Annotated in this window: 14 protein-coding genes; 12 read left to right on the top strand and 2 right to left on the bottom strand. The window is 46.9% G+C overall.

Annotation, left to right across the window (positions count from 1 at the left end):
* Positions 1-151 precede the first annotated feature (151 nt).
* Positions 152-1111: a YbgA family protein gene (locus tag BZK42_RS03250; RefSeq protein WP_075849136.1), complete on the bottom strand. Its 960-nt coding sequence runs from the start codon at positions 1109-1111 to the stop codon at positions 152-154.
* 203 nt (positions 1112-1314) lie between these two features.
* Between BZK42_RS03250 and BZK42_RS03245 the strand changes: the two genes are divergently transcribed.
* From BZK42_RS03245 to BZK42_RS03230, 5 genes are all read left to right on the top strand, one after another.
* Positions 1315-2424, top strand: a complete 1110-nt coding sequence (locus tag BZK42_RS03245) for an AI-2E family transporter (protein ID WP_016156415.1) — start codon at positions 1315-1317, stop codon at positions 2422-2424.
* Between the two features lie 119 nt (positions 2425-2543).
* Entirely contained in the window at positions 2544-4328 is a 1785-nt protein-coding gene (locus BZK42_RS03240) for a diguanylate cyclase (protein WP_047417683.1), read from the top strand.
* A 218-nt stretch (positions 4329-4546) separates the two neighbouring features.
* Entirely contained in the window at positions 4547-5551 is a 1005-nt protein-coding gene (trpS, locus tag BZK42_RS03235; protein WP_080858744.1) for a tryptophan--tRNA ligase, read from the top strand.
* 348 nt (positions 5552-5899) lie between these two features.
* Entirely contained in the window at positions 5900-6061 is a 162-nt protein-coding gene (locus tag BZK42_RS28905; RefSeq protein WP_016156412.1) for a hypothetical protein, read from the top strand.
* Between the two features lie 290 nt (positions 6062-6351).
* Positions 6352-7104 (top strand): SDR family oxidoreductase, encoded by a 753-nt coding sequence (locus BZK42_RS03230; protein WP_080858743.1) that lies wholly within the window; start codon positions 6352-6354, stop codon positions 7102-7104.
* 700 nt (positions 7105-7804) lie between these two features.
* Here the strand turns inward: BZK42_RS03230 and BZK42_RS03220 are convergent.
* The gene (locus BZK42_RS03220) at positions 7805-8677 is read right to left on the bottom strand and encodes a LysR family transcriptional regulator (protein WP_016152964.1); all 873 of its coding nucleotides are present in this window, start codon (positions 8675-8677) and stop codon (positions 7805-7807) included.
* Between the two features lie 108 nt (positions 8678-8785).
* On the opposite strand from BZK42_RS03220, the gene BZK42_RS03215 reads away from it, so the two are divergent.
* From BZK42_RS03215 to BZK42_RS03185, 7 genes are all read left to right on the top strand, one after another.
* Positions 8786-9976 carry an MFS transporter gene (locus BZK42_RS03215; protein ID WP_016156407.1) on the top strand — a complete coding sequence of 397 codons (1191 nt, stop codon included), beginning with the start codon at positions 8786-8788 and terminating at the stop codon, positions 9974-9976.
* Positions 9973-11835 carry an FAD/NAD(P)-binding protein gene (locus BZK42_RS03210; RefSeq protein WP_080858741.1) on the top strand — a complete coding sequence of 621 codons (1863 nt, stop codon included), beginning with the start codon at positions 9973-9975 and terminating at the stop codon, positions 11833-11835. Before BZK42_RS03215 ends, BZK42_RS03210 begins: the two co-directional genes overlap by 4 nt.
* A complete protein-coding gene (locus tag BZK42_RS03205) occupies positions 11825-13165 on the top strand; it encodes a hypothetical protein (protein ID WP_047417697.1) in 1341 nt (446 codons plus the stop codon). The genes BZK42_RS03210 and BZK42_RS03205 overlap by 11 nt, the downstream gene beginning before the upstream one ends.
* A 14-nt stretch (positions 13166-13179) precedes the next feature.
* The gene (locus BZK42_RS03200) at positions 13180-13383 is read left to right on the top strand and encodes a tautomerase family protein (protein WP_016152960.1); all 204 of its coding nucleotides are present in this window, start codon (positions 13180-13182) and stop codon (positions 13381-13383) included.
* A gap of 146 nt (positions 13384-13529) precedes the next feature.
* Entirely contained in the window at positions 13530-14159 is a 630-nt protein-coding gene (locus tag BZK42_RS03195; protein WP_016156404.1) for a 2OG-Fe dioxygenase family protein, read from the top strand.
* Between the two features lie 8 nt (positions 14160-14167).
* The gene (locus BZK42_RS03190; RefSeq protein WP_080858740.1) at positions 14168-15400 is read left to right on the top strand and encodes an ATP-grasp domain-containing protein; all 1233 of its coding nucleotides are present in this window, start codon (positions 14168-14170) and stop codon (positions 15398-15400) included.
* Between the two features lie 31 nt (positions 15401-15431).
* The gene (locus BZK42_RS03185; RefSeq protein WP_249025126.1) at positions 15432-16490 is read left to right on the top strand and encodes an AbrB family transcriptional regulator; all 1059 of its coding nucleotides are present in this window, start codon (positions 15432-15434) and stop codon (positions 16488-16490) included.
* Positions 16491-16623 lie beyond the last annotated feature (133 nt).

Here is a 16623-nt window from a genome sequence, read left to right as displayed (position 1 = left end):
CGGCCGGCACATTTGCCCGTGGGTGCAGGGCCGCATTTTTATCATCGATTACACACCGTGAAAGTTATCCCTGCTTAAACGCATCAGAAAACAGCAGGGATAACCTTCGCGAACAACGGATATTTTTGCCCCAGATTTACTCGCTATCAGGCTAATTAATCATTAACCGTAGGGCTAAATCCTTCGGATAAGGATCAAAATAGTTCTGGGTAAGTAAATAGCTGTCTGGGTATTCAGCAAGGTAGTGCTTGAGCAGAGTCAGTGGCGCCAATATTGGCAGCAGTCCGCCGCTATAGTTGAGGATAACGTCACGCAACTCTCCGCGCTGGCGGGTGTTCAACCGATCGCGGAAGTAGCCCTGAATATGCATCAGTACGTTGGTATGATTTTTCCGTGAGGCGGGCTTTTTGAGGATCGCCATTAGCTTTTCGCGATATACCACGAAAAAAGCGTCCAAATCATCCCATTGATGGAGCGAGGCCACGAAAGGGCCAATATCCCGGTAACCCGCCTGGTGATGAGCCAAAAGCTGGAGCTTATAGCGGCTATGGAAGTTGAGTAAACCGTGGCGAGTAAGACCAGTGGCTCGCAGCATATTAAGCTCATGTAACGCGAACACTCGCTCGACAAAGTTCTCCCTCAGCACCGGATCGTGCAAGCGGCCATCTTCTTCGACCGGCAACCACGGGTAGGTTTCCATTAAGGTGCCGGTAAACAGACCGGTTCCCTCTTTTCGCCCGCGATTTCCCTTTTCGTCATACAGCCTCACTCTCTCCATTCCGCAGCTCGGTGATTTAGCACAGACGATAAAACCCGACAGACCGCCAAGCCCATTGATATATGAAGCGGTGAAATCGGACATTTTATCGGTTACATCCTCACCAGGCGCATGGCTAAAACACATGCGGATATTCCCCTGGGCGGTTTGAACCAAACGCAACGCGGGGCGTGGTACAGGCAAACCGATAGACATCTCCGGGCAGACAGGTTTAAAAGTCACCCACTGAGCCAGCTCGTCCATCACAAATCCCATCCGTTTATGCCCGCCGTCAAATCGCACGGCTGAGCCGGTTAAACATCCACTAATCCCGATTACAGGTTGAGTGTTCATAACGCCCCCTCTTTTTTTGACGCCCTTTTTCGGGAAGAAAAGTATGACTGTTTCACTAATAAATCATAGCGTACGTTATTTATCTGTCGCAGGCTCCCTACGAAAAACAGGTTAACCAATTTAAGAAAATATGCGCAGCGAAAGTTGGTAATTCCCCTGAACGGTTCTATAGTCGGGACTGCTTCTCATTACAGGGTTCACTAATGCGATTTAACGGACTGACTAAAGGTTTCTTCATTTTCATACTTGCCCTCGTGACCTGGGCGTTCTTCGATGTGTTGTCTCCCTATTTCTCTGCCATTTTGTGGGCCGCAATCTTAACCACCATCTTTAACCCGGTGAAAAACAGACTGCGCAGCGCGCTTGGCGAACGTAACGGGCTGGCGTCACTGCTCACCATCGGCATCATCTGTCTGATTGTTTTTATCCCACTGATGGTGATCTTCTCCTCGTTGGCTATTGAGCTGAACGTGGTGTATGCCAAATTACAACAAAACGACACTCAGTTCCCGGAAGTGGTCACCGCCATTATTTCGTATCTTCCTGACTGGGCCAGAGGATTCCTCGCAGAACATAATCTGGATAACGTCGCGCAGATCCAGAAAAAACTGTCCGACGTTGTACTGCAGGGTGGACAGTACCTCGCCGGCAGCGCGTTCCTGATTGGTAAAGGGACATTCGGCTTTGCTATTAGCTTTGGCATCATGCTGTATCTGCTGTTTTTCTTACTGAAGGACGGGCCGTACCTGGTGCGCCAGATTCTGGACTCATTACCGCTTTCTGATTTTGCCAAACAGCACCTGTTTGCCAAATTCGTCGGCGTGACGCGGGCAACGGTCAAGGGTACAGCGGTCGTGGCGTTGGTTCAGGGTATTCTTGGCGGCATCGCGTTTGCAATTGTCGACATCGACGGCAGCGTCCTGTGGGGCGCGCTGATGGCGTTTCTCTCCCTCGTGCCCGCGGTCGGCTCAGCGATCGTCTGGGTACCTGCGGCAATCTTCCTCTTCGCCACGCACCAGCTGTGGCAAGGGCTGTTTATCGTTGGCTTCTTCGTGATTATCGTCGGGCTGGTGGACAATATCCTGCGCCCGCTACTGGTGGGTAAAGACACCAAAATGCCGGATTATCTGATTCTGATTTCCACTCTCGGCGGAATGGAGATCTACGGCATTAACGGCTTTGTGATTGGCCCCCTGATTGCCGCACTGTTCATTACCTGCTGGAACCTGTTTTCCGGGCGCGATCATGAAGGTAACGTGGAAGGAATCGACGAAGCCTTTATGGAAGAAGGAAAAAATCCTCCAGATTTATGATGGCAGGACGATAACAGAAGGCGGTCCTGAGACCGCCTTTTTTATTTTCACGCAAAATCATACGTTTCCTATAATTTCAATCATGCTTATTCATTAATCGTCGCAGAAGGAACTAATCAGTGCGAATTGCCACAATCACCAACTGGGCCTACAGCGCGACGGTGTGTCTGACCATAGCCTCCGGCGTTGTCATGTTGATGGCCTCCAGCGCCGATAACACCGAACGCCAGGTGGTGGAGCAGCGTTATCAATTCGATCAACTGACCGAAGAAGTCGAGCTCGATGCCTGGTCGCTGTCCGATCTGGCACGCGAATATGTTATTGCAAAAGACCCGGAAGCGCTTAACGCCTACCGCCAGAAAGAAGCGTCGCTGAAAGCCGTTGAACAGCGACTGTCGAAACTAAAAGACATTGGGGCGACGGATGAAGAACTGGCGCTATTGCATGAAGGGCTGCAGATTGTTGATGCCCTGCAGGATGAGCAAGCTGCGGCGCTTGCCAGCGTCGCGCGCGGAGAAGAGTCGCAGGCCATCGCCCTGCTGTATGGCAAATCCTATGAACAGGAACTGGAGCGAGCCCAGGACCGGATAGATCATTTCCGTCAGTTACTCGACAGCCGCGTACGCAACACCATTGAAGATGCCACTCAGACATCGCGCACGCTACGTACGGCTTCGGAAGTGATGGTCGGGCTGACGGCGCTGCTATTTTTGTTCGTTCTCGGCTTTATTTTAAAACGCCGCGTACTGCGTCCCGTGGTGCGTTTGAGCGATGTGGTTAACCGTCTGGCATCGCAGGATTACGCCGTTGAGACACCCAGCTTTAATCAGATCGACGAAATCGGCGATATGGCGCAGGCGATCCGCATTTTTCGCGAGAACGGCCTGGCACGTCAGCGACTGGAGAAAGAACGAGACGCCGACTGGGCAATCCGCGAGCTGCTCGCACGTATGACTCAACGTTTGCAAGGCTGCGAGAATTTTGCCGATGTCATTAATGTGGCAGAGCTGTTTGCGCCGAATGTTGCTCCCGGTATTGCCGGGCGGCTTTACATACTGGATCGAGAGCCCTGGCAGATGCGCTGCGTTGCGCAATGGCTTTCACCGCAGGGCAAAGCGGATGCTTTCCACCCGGACGAATGCTGGGCTGTGCGCCGCGGTCAGAGCCATCCACCGGTGCAAGGCGAACCCGATATCGCCTGCTACCATCTACCGGAATCATGCCAGCAGCATACCCTGTGCGTGCCACTGATTGCCCAGGGTGAAGCCATCGGCCTGCTCTCATTCCAGAACCTCAGCAATGATTCCGCTCCCTCTCGCGCGTATCTGGAACTGATGGCGGAAGCACTCGGTCTGGCGTTAGCCAACCAGCGCCTGCGTGATGCGCTGCTGGAGAAAGCGCTCTACGACCCGCTAACCGGCCTGCGCAACCGTCACCATCTGGAAGATACGCTGCGCACCCAGATGAGCCAGGCAGTGCGTAACAAAGAGCCAATCAGTTGCCTGATGATCGATATTGATCATTTCAAAAATATTAACGACCGCTTTGGCCATGAGGCGGGCGATAGCGTGATAAAAAGTATCGCCACTACTATTCAGCGCGTTGTCCATGACAGCGGCATGGCCTTCCGCTACGGCGGTGAAGAGTTTCTGGTGTTGCTGGCCAATACGGATGAGCAGGCCGCCAACCGCTTTGCGACAGATATTTATAATGGTGTACGCGAACTGTCGCTGCGCTTTGGACTCTCAGAGATTGGTCACGTTGATGTCTCTATCGGCGTTGCCAGCTATCCGCAGCACGCCCAGAGCGACAATCTTCTGCGCGCCGCAGACGTGGCGCTGTATCGCGCGAAAGAGTTAGGCCGTTCGCGCATCGTGAGCTTTGGCATGCTGGAAGCGAGCTAAGATACGCCAGTACGCCGCGCATTGCTTTACCTCTGAGCCAGGCGGTGATATGTTGACTGGATGAACACAAAACACAATATCACCGCGTTTAATCACAACCTGTGGTGGCTGCCTTCTTAAAGGCGGTCAGAATGTGTTTTCCCCATTTTAAATAACCGCCGAAAGGCGGTTATTTGCATTTAAAGACCCCTTTCGGTTTTTTGATTAAGGAGTCTTACATGAACAACAAAACTATCATCCTCACTGGCGATCGTCCCACTGGCCCGCTGCATCTCGGCCACTATGTTGGCTCTCTGCGCCAGCGCGCCACGCTGCAACATGATTATCAGCAGTTTATATTGGTTGCTGACCTGCAAGGGCTAACCGATAACGGCAGCACACCACAAAAGATCCGCAACAATATTCCCGAAGTGCTGGCTGATTACCTCGCCGCAGGAATCGACCCGTCACTCACCACCATTTGTCTGCAGTCGGCCCTGCCCGCCCTCGCTGAGCTGACCGCGCTTTATATGAACATTGTTACCGTGGCTCGCGTGGAGCGAAATCCTACGGTCAAAAACGAAATTGCGCAGAAAGGATTTGCCCGCTCGTTACCGGTTGGCTTTCTGGTTTATCCCATCAGCCAGGCAGCAGATATTACCGCTTTCAAAGCCGAGGTGGTTCCCGTCGGCGACGATCAGTTGCCCATGATCGAACAGACCAATGAGATCGTGCATAAGATGAATAATCTGTTACCGACCTCTGTCTTGTCGCATTGTAAAGCGCTACTGAGTGAGACCAGCCGTCTTCCAGGGATCGACGGTAATGCCAAAATGTCAAAATCGCTCGGCAACACTCTACTCCTGTCCGCCAGCGAAGAGGCCATTCATCATGCGGTCAGCGCAATGTACACCGATCCCAATCATCTAAAAGTGTCCGATCCGGGGCAGATTGACGGCAATATGGTATTTACTTACCTCGATGCTTTTCATCCGGATAAAGCGAAAGTGGCGGAGATGAAAGCACATTATCAGCGCGGCGGGCTGGGTGACCGGACATGCAAAAACGAGCTGGAGATGTGCTTGCAGGAGCTTATCGCCCCGATGCGCGAGCGGCGGACAACCTACATCCAGGATAAAGGTATGCTGATGGCGATGCTCAAAAAAGGAAGCGAAGAGGCGCACGAGGTCACGCAGCAGACATTAAAAGAAGTAAAGCAAGGGCTGGGTTTGCCGGTGTTCTGAACTCGAAGCACTACAGGTTCGATAATTAAAGATAGCTCCCGACGAATGACAATCGCCGGGAGTGGCGCAGCTATGCGTTGACGCGTAAAGATAACCTCTGTCACAGAGGCTAATTAATTCGCTGTTTAATAATCCGCGCAATACGATATGTCGTTTTTTATGCAGTGCTATTTCTACCCGGCCCTTCAATTATTTCAGCTAATCATTATGAATTACCCATTACATGTACGGGTTCGAAATCCTCACCTTGCCTGAGATATGATTATTTGTTAAATTAACCGCATTAGCGTCAAATACATTGAGCATTACACAGACGCTATTTATACAATAATGAATGATGGAGTTAAAATGAAGTATGCGTTTGCATTAATGTTGAGTATTGTATTGTCAGGTTGTACCGCAAATGATTGGGTGGATGCTGCAAGTGGGATAATGCAGGCAAAAGACCAACACGATAAAGACGCAAGAAACAATCGCATCAAAGAAGCCAACAGGGCTGCAGGCTACTGATATCTAAATGATTAGCACATCCCTCTTCTTGTCTTTATAAACAGAAGAGGAATGGTATTCTAAACAAATTTACTGACTAAATAGCACAATTAAAATTGGTGTATAGCGCATACATATCCTTGCAGAGAATATAATAATCTAACGCTCAGTCCGCTCCGCGCCAGATGCTGGCTTTGCAAGTCCCCTATCCCTATTCCTCATGTAAAAATGGCACTAATTGAAAGATGCCAATCCACCTCCTCATGTATATCTATATCCACACATAGTCATAAAGAAAAGGATGGATGAAGATGCTAAGAGGTAAAAGAGCTGTAATTACGGGTGGAGGTGGAGGATTTGGTCAGGCGCTGTGCGTGTGGCTGGCGCAAGAAGGCGTCGAGGTGGATTTTTGCGCGCGGCGTGCTGATGATATTCAAAAAACTTGCAGTATCATCGCGGCTGAAGGCGGGATTGCAAAAGGATATATCTGTGATTTAACCCAGCCTGAATCCCTTTCGCAGTTTTCTTCTCAGTTGTTAACTTCAGACAAGCCCATCGACATTTTAATCCTTAATGCCGCCCAGTGGCTGTCAGGAACGTTAGACGATCAACCAGACGCAGAAATTATCAATACCGTCAGTTCAGGCCTGACAGGTGCGATTTTACTGACTCATGCATTGTTGCCTGGGTTAAGACGTTCAGAAAGCGCGGATGTCGTCTCAATAATATCTTCATGTGGGATTCCGAATTTTACGGATTCAATTGCGCATCCCGCTTTTTTTGCCAGCAAACACGGGCTTAGCGGATTCACATCTAAACTGTCACACCAGTTGTCCGAAGAAAATATACGTGTGACCGGGTTGTATCCACCGGATTTCGAACTTACCGGGTTAGATACGTTTGTCGATAGTCAATCCAGAATGGGGGAACGTTTATTAAATGGACGCTCAGTCTGGGAAACAATTCGTTTTGTGCTCGCTCAACCGCGTAGTTGCCATATAGGTAGTATCTACTTTCAAGGTCCAACTCGCGAGAAACTGAGTTCCAGGGGCTGGCGTTGCTAACTCCCCCAAGATAATAATCATTGGAGCTCTTCTCAAGTACAGAGCGTTTAACTGTTTTGTTAAAGCCTGAACAATAGTACTTTTCCCGCTTTCTGGCAGGAAGCTGAAAATGATTAGAATAGTTTGGCTATGAAATGATGAAATCCAAAAGTAATAAAACACATTAGCCCCTGACTTGAGGGATTTTGCGCCTCTATTACCACAAGCGATATGACAAGCGTCGAAAAGTATTACTGCCAGTCTTACTCGTGGCAGTCCTTGGGTCTGTCAGCGTAGCCGTTAGCCTCGATGTAACTGAAATCAATTTTGTTAGGAACATTTTTGCATATCAACATGTTATTCCCCGTCAGGGTCAATTGCCGTGCAGGATGCTGGAGCACAACAGGATCGCCGTTATCTGGGCATTGAAGTCGATGATGCGTTAGAGATCTCTGAATCGATTGAAGTCTAAGGTTGTCAGGGCTGCAACAGCAGCCCTGTGCCAATGGCAGACTGGCAACGAACGAATCAGAGAGCAGATGCCGTTCTTACTACAAAACAGTGGTCAAATTTCTTGACCAATCCCAGGAAAGAAATCTTCAGCAACTCTATTAAATTGCATTAGTCAATCCTGAAACTGAAAGCCTGCATCGATAATAGATCCATATAGAGTATTTACCAGCCCAAAAGCCCTAACGGCACAATATGGTTGTGGAATACCTCAGTGGGATGAAACAAAGGAAACAAAGCAATTCAATACCCGGCTAACCTCACGATTTTTAAGCCATATCATCATAGTATTGACATTACCAATGTGAGGAGTAATAGAGTGGCACCGTATGGGGAAGCTCGTTTCATACTGTTTGACGACGCTCTCAGGCAATAATGCAATGCCCATTCCGGCACTTACGCAACCAAGTATTGCCTGAAAAGAACCAAACTCCAGCGGGTCGTCATAATCGACATTTTGTAGCCGTAACCATTGCCCAAGCCGGGAACGATAATTACATCCTTTCACAAAGACGAGCGGCCTTGTCACCTCCAGATCGGCTCCCGTCACGACATCACCATGCTCTGCGGCCGTAACCAGAACCAGGGTTTCCTGACACAGCACCTGCGTTTGTAGCCTTGAATTGTCTACGTGCAACGCCTTGTGGTCAGCGACGAAGGCAATTTCAAGTTCACTATTCTGGATCTGACGAACTAACACATCTGTCGGTGACGTTTTTAAGTTTAATTCTACGGAGGGCATTTCACGGTGGAAGTTTGCCAGCAAAGCAGGAAGTCGGACGGCGGCAGTGGTTTCCATTGCGCCAATGCGCAGAGGGCCAGCCGCTTTCGTTCCCTGCATAGACAACTCGGCTTCGTCTAAAAGCGCGAGGATTTTGTTAGCGTAACGCAGAAGCAGTTCACCTTCAGGGGTGATGTGAAGACGATTCTTCTCGCGAACAAACAACGAAACATCCAGGCTGGACTCCAGTTGCTTGAGCCGCGTCGTGACGTTTGAAGAAACGCAGTGCAGATTACGGGCTGCTGCGGTGATAGAGCCGGTTTCCGCGACGGTTTTAAACAAATTTAATGAGGTACTGTTCATCGTGTCTGTCACTCAAAGTGAAGGTTTTCGTCTTTTTTATTAACTTTTTATTATCATTTCTTTATGTAACATAACAATCAAATCTGATTGACATATTGAGCCTGAAAAATGGATCTTGATCACAATGTTATTGGCCATCGCCAGTTGAGCACGGCTGTCTTCGGTATGATTGTTTTAACGCTGGGGATGGGAATTGGTCGGTTTTTATATACTCCGATGCTGCCGGTCATGTTGCATGAAGGCATTTTTAATTTTTCGCAATTATCGTTAATCGCAAGCGCGAATTACGCCGGATACCTGGTTGGCAGCCTCCTGTTCTCGTTTGGTATTTTTGGTGGCCTGAAGAATATCAAAACGATGTTAATTTGTGCTGCATTAGTCACCGGCCTGCTTATTTTTGCGATGGCAGTAGTCACGCACCCTGATATAGTAATTGTTATTCGATTTATCGCCGGTGTTGCCAGCGCAGGCATGATGATATTCGGGTCGATGCTTATGCTACAGCATACCCATAATCCGTTTGTCATTGCTTCTTTGTTTGCCGGCGTCGGGGTGGGTATTTTTATAGGCAATGAATATGTTATAGCCGGTATCGCATATGCATTAAATTCAAAGCTACTATGGATCGGCGCGTCAATCATTTCAGCTGTACTCTTCATCGCGCTGATTATCTTGCTGCCTGCAAATAAACACGTTCTACCTCCTCAGAAAAAAGCTTCGTCATCCGAGCCGAACATCCAGTGGTGGAATTTAGCATTGTTATATGGACTGGCAGGCTTCGGTTATATCATTGTAGCTACTTATCTCCCTTTAATGGCCCGGGGAGTGGGTAATGAATTTCTGGCCAACCATATCTGGTCTATTGTTGGCCTTGCCGTTATCCCAGGATGCTATGGTTGGTTATGGGCTGCACGCAAGTGGAGCATATTGTCCTGCCTGAGTGTTAACTTAATTGTGCAGGCGAGCTGCGTTGTGATGGCCTCGTTTATCCATTCCCCGCTTTTATTGACCTTGAGTTGTATTGGCTTTGGTGCAACTTTCATGGGAACCAGTTCTCTCGTTATGCCACTCGCGAAAAAGATTTCTGCACCACAGAAAATTAATCTTCTGGGTCTGGTGACGTTAACATATGGCATTGGGCAAATTGCCGGGCCATTAATCGTGAGTGCGTTTCAGAACAATAAAAACGGGATGACTATTTCAATATTATCTGGCGCTTGTGCGTTATTTATCGCAGCAGGGATTAGCTATGTTCAACACAGCAAAGTTAAATACTCTCAAAGTTGGAGCAAAGAATGAAAAAGACAACCGTTGCTATTATAGGAATGGGGCCTCGGGGGCTTAGTATTCTGGAAAGGATTTGTGCTCAGCATGCACAACGTAAACAGAACGAACATATTAATATTGTTATCGTTGATAAAAATGCGATGGGTGTAGGTGCGCACAGTTTATCGCAGCCCGACCATTTATTGGTTAACACCGTTGCTTGCCAGATAACATTATTTGGTGATGCGACGGTAAAAAATGCCGGATCTTTCCGTTCAGGGCCATGTTTTCATCAGTGGGTTAATGAGCAGGGCTATAAAAATGTTGATGGCCGTTATTTAAAAGACGTGGCTGGCAAACCAATTGACGCCAACGATTATTTACCTCGTCGATTATTAGGTGAATACTTAAATTGGTTTTATCACGAAACTATCAAAAGTTTGCCTGACAATATCTCGGTTACACAGATAAATCAGCAGGCCAACAACATTCTGATTCAGGACGATGCGAAGTCTATTATTGTCTTGGAAGACAGTCAGCGTGTGGTGGCCGATTACGTCTATTTAACCACTGGTCACAGCGACAACGCCAAAACGTTTGACGATCATCTTGTTGAACGATTTATTGCCAATAATTATAAGAAAAATGAACGCCTGGACTACTATTCGACTCCTTATCCAATAAATAATTTGAATAAAATAACAGCGGAATCAAATGTGATTGTTCAGGGTATTGGTCTGACTGCCTATGATGTCATTTCGCAACTCACTATCGGCAGGGGTGGAAAATTTAGCCGGGAAGAGGGTGAGCTTCGCTATCATCCTTCCGGAAAAGAACCGGGTATTTTTATCTATTCACGTAAGGCTCTACCTTTTAGCAGTCGCGGCGCGAATCAAAAAGGCGTTTCTGGGCAGTACTCCCCACGCTTCTTAACGGCAATGGCTATCAGAGAATTGCGGTTGAAAAATGTGTTTGAGAAAGGATCTTCAAAAATCGATTTTCTTGAACAAGTTTTCCCCTTACTGCATAAAGAAATGTGTTATGCCTATCGTTCAACCCTAAATGGGCAGTGGTTAGATGCTGGCTCTTATGAACCGAGCGCTGAAGACATCGCGGTAATTGACAGTGTGCTTTATCCACATCAATCACAGGAACATCTGAGTTTAAAGGATTATACTCAATGGTTTATGTATTTCCTGCGTAAAGATCTCCAGGAGTCTGAGGAGGGCAATGTCCATGGCCCGATCAAAGCGGCGACAGACATTATTCGTGATGTCAGGGATATTTTACGAGAAGCGATTGATAATTCAGGGCTTGAATCGCGGTCACATCAGTATTTCCTTGAGCATTTTAATCCTATTTTTAACCGCATTGCCGTTGGCCCGCCGAAGTTAAGAAATGAACAACTATTAGCATTAATGGAAGCGAATGTGGTGAGTCTGGCCGGTGGTAAAGATTCAAGGTTAGTATTGAACGACTGCGAAGGAAAATTCGAAGTTCACTCACCTTTTAAAGAAGAGAGTACTGAGATTCAGGCTGATGTTTTAATCAAGGCGAAAATTGCCAGTTTTTCGCCACTACATGACGCTTCACCGTTAATCAGAAATATGACAGCCAATGGTATTGTTCGTCCATTTATGAATGAGGGGTATCACCCGGGTGGGCTGGATATCGATCAATGCCAGCATCCTATTAATCGCATGGGGGAAGCGCAGACGGCTTTTTGGGTGCTGGGCAATCCTGCGGAAGGCGCGAATTTTTACACCTACGTCCTGCCACGTCCGCTGGTTAATTCAAGATTCCTGGTTGATGCAGGCCGTTGTGTCGCAGATATGTATCATCAAATGATGGTGCGGCAGGCTCAGCCAGAGGTAGCGATAAATGCAGACTGAGCAAATCCAGGCCCGTGGCAAGGCGTGGCAATCATTGCAACCTGCGTTAGCGATAACATCATTGCTGGTATTTCTGTTCGCTTGTGCGTTGACGGATAAACATGCGGCGATGTCGGCTATTGCGGGAGTTACCGCCGTGCTCTACTTCGCATCGACATTTGCTTTCTGGTCAAAAAAATCATCCGCCAGAAGTGGTGTGATTATTTTTCTCTGCTCGATGATGTTTCTTCTTGCTACCAACAACCTGAAAGGCATTGTGCTCCCTGCAATTTTTTCGCGATATTTTGATGTGATTTTACTGCTTGTTGGTATTGCCTTATTACGACAAGTCATGGCCTCTCTTAATTTTACAGCTGTTCTAGGAGGATATTTTTCGCGTAGAAAAACATCGAACATGACTTTTGGGGTTACGTTATTGACGGCGTTCTTAACATGGCCAATGAGTCTGGGGGCAATATCATTGCTGCTCGATGGCCTCAAGTCAGTTATTGGGCCAAGATTCAACCTGGCAAAGATTATTACGCGCACCGTATGCATTACGATGGTACTGATGCCAACCACCATCGGCGCTGCTGCCGTTTGGGCGGCAATGCCTGACGTACCGCATCTTAAGGCGATGCTGGTGGGTATCCCTCTCTTTTTATTCAGTATCTTGTTCAACCAAAGCGCAAAAGTGACGGTAATTGCTGAAAACGAGACGGTGACACCCAGCCGTGATGGGATGCGGTATATCCTGCTATGTGTAGGTCTGTTCTGGGGAGTATTCATTTTTTCATTAACGGTACTGAATCTTAATTCACTGCAAAGTATTGCCTTTACAGCAGTCGTGCTCTTTGTTGTCGATCATCTGGTTAAAAAGGATAAACCCTGGGCTGAGCAATTAACTGAATCAGCACAGAATATATCCGGTGAGGTATTGTTGCTTTTAAGCTGTAGTGTGTTGACCTCAGTTTGTTGGCTGCTTTTTTCCCATGTACCTGAGGGTATCACTGCTTATGTTGGCGGGCTGACAACGTTGCAGATCTACGCGATTATTTTGTTCATCGTACCGCTTTTTGGTTTATTAGGTATCCATCCACTGATTATCTTTAGTATCGCATGGTCGATATTTTCTGATTATCTTACGGGGGGGATGGTTGATTATCAGATATGGATTTGCTTATTTATTGCAACTCAGCTTATTTCTCCCGTATCGATCAATGCTATTTTCGCCGCAAACAGTCTGAATGTATCACCCAGTAACACCAGTTTTAAAATGCACTACGGTTATGTTCTATCGTTTAATCTCTTTGCACTTGTTTATCTTGGTGCAATGTCAAAAATTATCTAATAAAAGGAGTTCATATGCCCTACGTAAATATTAAAATTACTAATGAAGGTGCTACCGATCAGCAAAAGAAAAAATTAATGGAGGGAGTGACACAACTATTGGTTGATGTCCTGAATAAAAACCCCAGCACAACCATCGTGGTCATTGATGAAGTGGAGACTGATAACTGGGGAATTGGTGGCGTGCCAGTGACGGAGTTACGTAAAAAAAGCAAGTAGAGTTATTTAAAAAGTAAGGAGCCTGCCTCCTTACTTTTGCCCATAGATTATCAGTATAAAAGAGTCTGCAATATTATTTATTGTTGGATATGCATTTCATATCTTATAAGTAGACTGCTCAAACTACCGTATTAAGGACGTTATCTATGCACGCCTATCATCATATTCGACTGGGGAAGACTTCAGCGAAAGTCAAAAATAGTTTTGATGAATTACTACCCGATCCATGGCTTAAGGCTGAAGATGGTATTTTTCGGTTCAGAAGTTACATGCAGGCCAGGGCCGGACGTGAAAAGTATTTTGATCTGTGCGCAGTGGGTGAGTTTTTTCAAGCGGAAAAACTGAACAATTACGCTGGCGGTATTGCAAGAAAATACCCAGAAATAAAACAAGACGTTGCTGAAGAAGTGATGAATCTGGTGTTTCGTAAGCTTTTGCCATTGCTTCCAGACACGACTTACAATATTGGCATTCATCAAATAAGAATAACGACAGATGACCGAAGGCCTGGATATCCCGCTCCAGAGGGTATTCATAAAGATGGTTTTAAGTACATTGCAATCTATTGCAGCGAAATTGAGAATGTGACTGGTGGAGAAACCACGCTTATTCCTAATCATGATGGGGGCAATGATGCCTCTACGTTCAAACTGCATGCGGGCGATGCAGTAATATTCAATGATGTGAATTATCAGCATTATACCGCGGCAGTGGTTCCTTTGTTGCCAGGAAAAGGTTATCGGGATGTATTTGTCATTACATTTGATATTGAATGAGAAAAACAATGAATATCTTGCTGTGTCCACCAAAAATTATTTTTCAGCACTCACGTGAAGAGTGGCAGTCATTGCAATCAGTGGCCCCGGTTCTGATTGCAACGTGCGCAAGCCAGATCGATAATATTCTTGATCATATGGGGGCAGGTTTTTATTTCCTTTTTTATGAAAACTTTAATGATAATCCCTTCGTGGAAATGGATATTTACCACTACGCCCAGGACAATAAAGCAACGGGTATCTTTTACCTCGCCGAAATCGATGTTCTGAGGGCCGCGCGAATCAGCGATCGTCTGGGTTTGACACACGACCGTGAAAAAAAGGCCATGTTCTTCCGTGATAAATTTATGATGAAATCGCTTGTTCAGTCTCATCAGTTACCGGTTCCTGCTATGGCACGCGTCGACAGTGCGACTGCGATGGCGCGATTCATTGCCGAACAGGGATATCCCTGCGTCATCAAACCTAATGATGGGCGTGGATCACAGGGCGTGGTGGTTCTTAAAAATGAAGGCCAGCTTTATAAATATCTGGCGCAGGTTAAGCCGCAAGAGTATCACAATCTGCTCATTGAAAAATTTATCGAAGGCGAAGCTTATCAAATTAATGCGTTGTATTTAAAAGGAAAGGCGATATTTGTTTCTGCATCTCGTGCAACCGTCTCCTGCCTGGATTTTCTATCCGGGAAAACATTAGGTCTGGTTATGGAAGATGACACGCCGCTGCATCGTAAACTGATTGCCTACACCAAATATCTTGCTGAAGAGGTTTTTCCAACGGAAGAAAACGCATTGCTTCACCTTGAAGTTTTTGTTGATAAAGATAACAACATTATTTTTGGCGAGCTTGCTTGCCGATTAGGTGGCTGCTTTGTCAATGAAGAATTAGGGGCCGCTTTTGGTCTTGATCCTCGAATGACCTGGCTTAAAGCCAGTTTATGCGAAATCTATCCGCAGGATTTATCGCAAAGACAACCCGTTTTACGGGTTGGCCAATTAAATGTGCCGCCTGCACAGGGCACGCTCCTCTCTATTGCGGAAAAATGTCCATTGCCTTTTGTGGTTAAATATCGGGCAACAGGTGTCGTCGGCCGCCAATATGACGCGATGAAATTAACAAATGGCGAGATCGTGAGTGCTATTGTTCAAGCGGAGTCCAGCCGGGAAATACACGAACGTCTTGATGCATTGACCCAATGGGTTGCTGAAAATACCCTTTGGGTTAACGAAACCGTTCACTGAGTATTTAACACTCCCGGTAGCCAGGAGAAAGGTGTATGAAATTATTGTTAGGTTTTGCTCTTTGTATCCTGGCTGGGTTGGGTTTTACCTATTGCAACGTTCCGTTAGGTATGATGTTTGGCCACTTATTACCGTGCTGGTGTTAAAACGTACCGGTCTTTCTGTGCCAGTACTGCCGGGCAGCCTGACGGTGATTCAACTCTCTCTTGGTACGTCAATTGGTCTTTTATTTCGCGATTTTTCTTTTGGGGCGCAAGGAAATATCGCATTTTTACTGGTGTTGTTATTAGTATGCTTATCCCTGCAATTCACCGCATGCTACTTGTGGTGTATTCACCGATTACGCTGGAGTAAGGAAGAGGCGTTATTGGGCGCCGTTCCGGGGGCAATGGCAGCGGTATTAGCGCTAGCGTCCCATGTTAAAACGCCGCCGCAAAAAATTATCATTTCGCACTCGCTACGGCTCATCACATTGACCTTATTTGCCGGATATATTACCGGCGGTGCGCAAACCCATATGGCCATGCCGCCTGTATTGTTTGCAACGACTAATGTGCTCTGGCTATTGGGTATTGTCTTTGCGGGCTATGTGTTGGGCAAATGCCTTGAACGCTTCCACTTTCCTGCGCCCTTTATGATCACGTCGTTGCTTTGTGCAGCACTCCTGCACCCTTTGTCATCTCAGACTGTGTTTTTTCCCGATATTTTCAATCAGTTCAGTATGATCCTGATGGGCATATTACTGGGGCATCATTTTATTGCATTTACGTTGACTGCATTTTTGCGTCATCTTTGGTCTTCAATACAGCTCATTGCTATTGGACTGGGTGTGACGGTCATGATGGCATTTACAGCGGCGCATCTTCTGGATTTTCCATTTTATTTATTGATGCTCTCCTGGGTTCCCGGGAGTGTGGAATCAATGTCCTTTGCGGCACTGGCGCTTAACGCGAATGCGAGTTTTGTGATGGCAAGCCATATTATACGCATGTTGCTCATCCAAACGATCCCTGCAATAGTTATCTACCGCAAAAGAGAGGTTATAGAAGGTAATAGCGCTAAAACCAGTAAGCCGACGAGGCCGCTGTAGGGGGTTATGACCTCCGTTATGAGCATAACGTTCGTTGCGAATTTTATACAGCTCATCATGAACAGCCCGTAGGTGGACAGGGAGATCATTCCGCTGGAAAACGCAAGTGCCATTGCTTTTGGCGAACAAACGT

The sequence above is a fragment of the Citrobacter braakii genome (assembly GCF_002075345.1).
Classification (GTDB): Bacteria; Pseudomonadota; Gammaproteobacteria; order Enterobacterales; family Enterobacteriaceae; genus Citrobacter; species Citrobacter braakii.
Note: the sequence above shows the minus strand (reverse complement) of the source record. Positions and strands in the feature narration are given on the sequence as shown.

Coding starts and splice junctions, on each gene's coding strand:
- BZK42_RS03250 (WP_075849136.1), bottom strand. CDS start 1,111: ATGAACACTCAACCTGTAATCGGGATTAGTGGATGTTTAACCGGCTCA.
- BZK42_RS03245 (WP_016156415.1), top strand. CDS start 1,315: ATGCGATTTAACGGACTGACTAAAGGTTTCTTCATTTTCATACTTGCC.
- trpS (WP_080858744.1), top strand. CDS start 4,547: ATGAACAACAAAACTATCATCCTCACTGGCGATCGTCCCACTGGCCCG.
- BZK42_RS28905 (WP_016156412.1), top strand. CDS start 5,900: ATGAAGTATGCGTTTGCATTAATGTTGAGTATTGTATTGTCAGGTTGT.
- BZK42_RS03230 (WP_080858743.1), top strand. CDS start 6,352: ATGCTAAGAGGTAAAAGAGCTGTAATTACGGGTGGAGGTGGAGGATTT.
- BZK42_RS03220 (WP_016152964.1), bottom strand. CDS start 8,677: ATGAACAGTACCTCATTAAATTTGTTTAAAACCGTCGCGGAAACCGGC.
- BZK42_RS03215 (WP_016156407.1), top strand. CDS start 8,786: ATGGATCTTGATCACAATGTTATTGGCCATCGCCAGTTGAGCACGGCT.
- BZK42_RS03210 (WP_080858741.1), top strand. CDS start 9,973: ATGAAAAAGACAACCGTTGCTATTATAGGAATGGGGCCTCGGGGGCTT.
- BZK42_RS03205 (WP_047417697.1), top strand. CDS start 11,825: ATGCAGACTGAGCAAATCCAGGCCCGTGGCAAGGCGTGGCAATCATTG.
- BZK42_RS03200 (WP_016152960.1), top strand. CDS start 13,180: ATGCCCTACGTAAATATTAAAATTACTAATGAAGGTGCTACCGATCAG.
- BZK42_RS03195 (WP_016156404.1), top strand. CDS start 13,530: ATGCACGCCTATCATCATATTCGACTGGGGAAGACTTCAGCGAAAGTC.
- BZK42_RS03190 (WP_080858740.1), top strand. CDS start 14,168: ATGAATATCTTGCTGTGTCCACCAAAAATTATTTTTCAGCACTCACGT.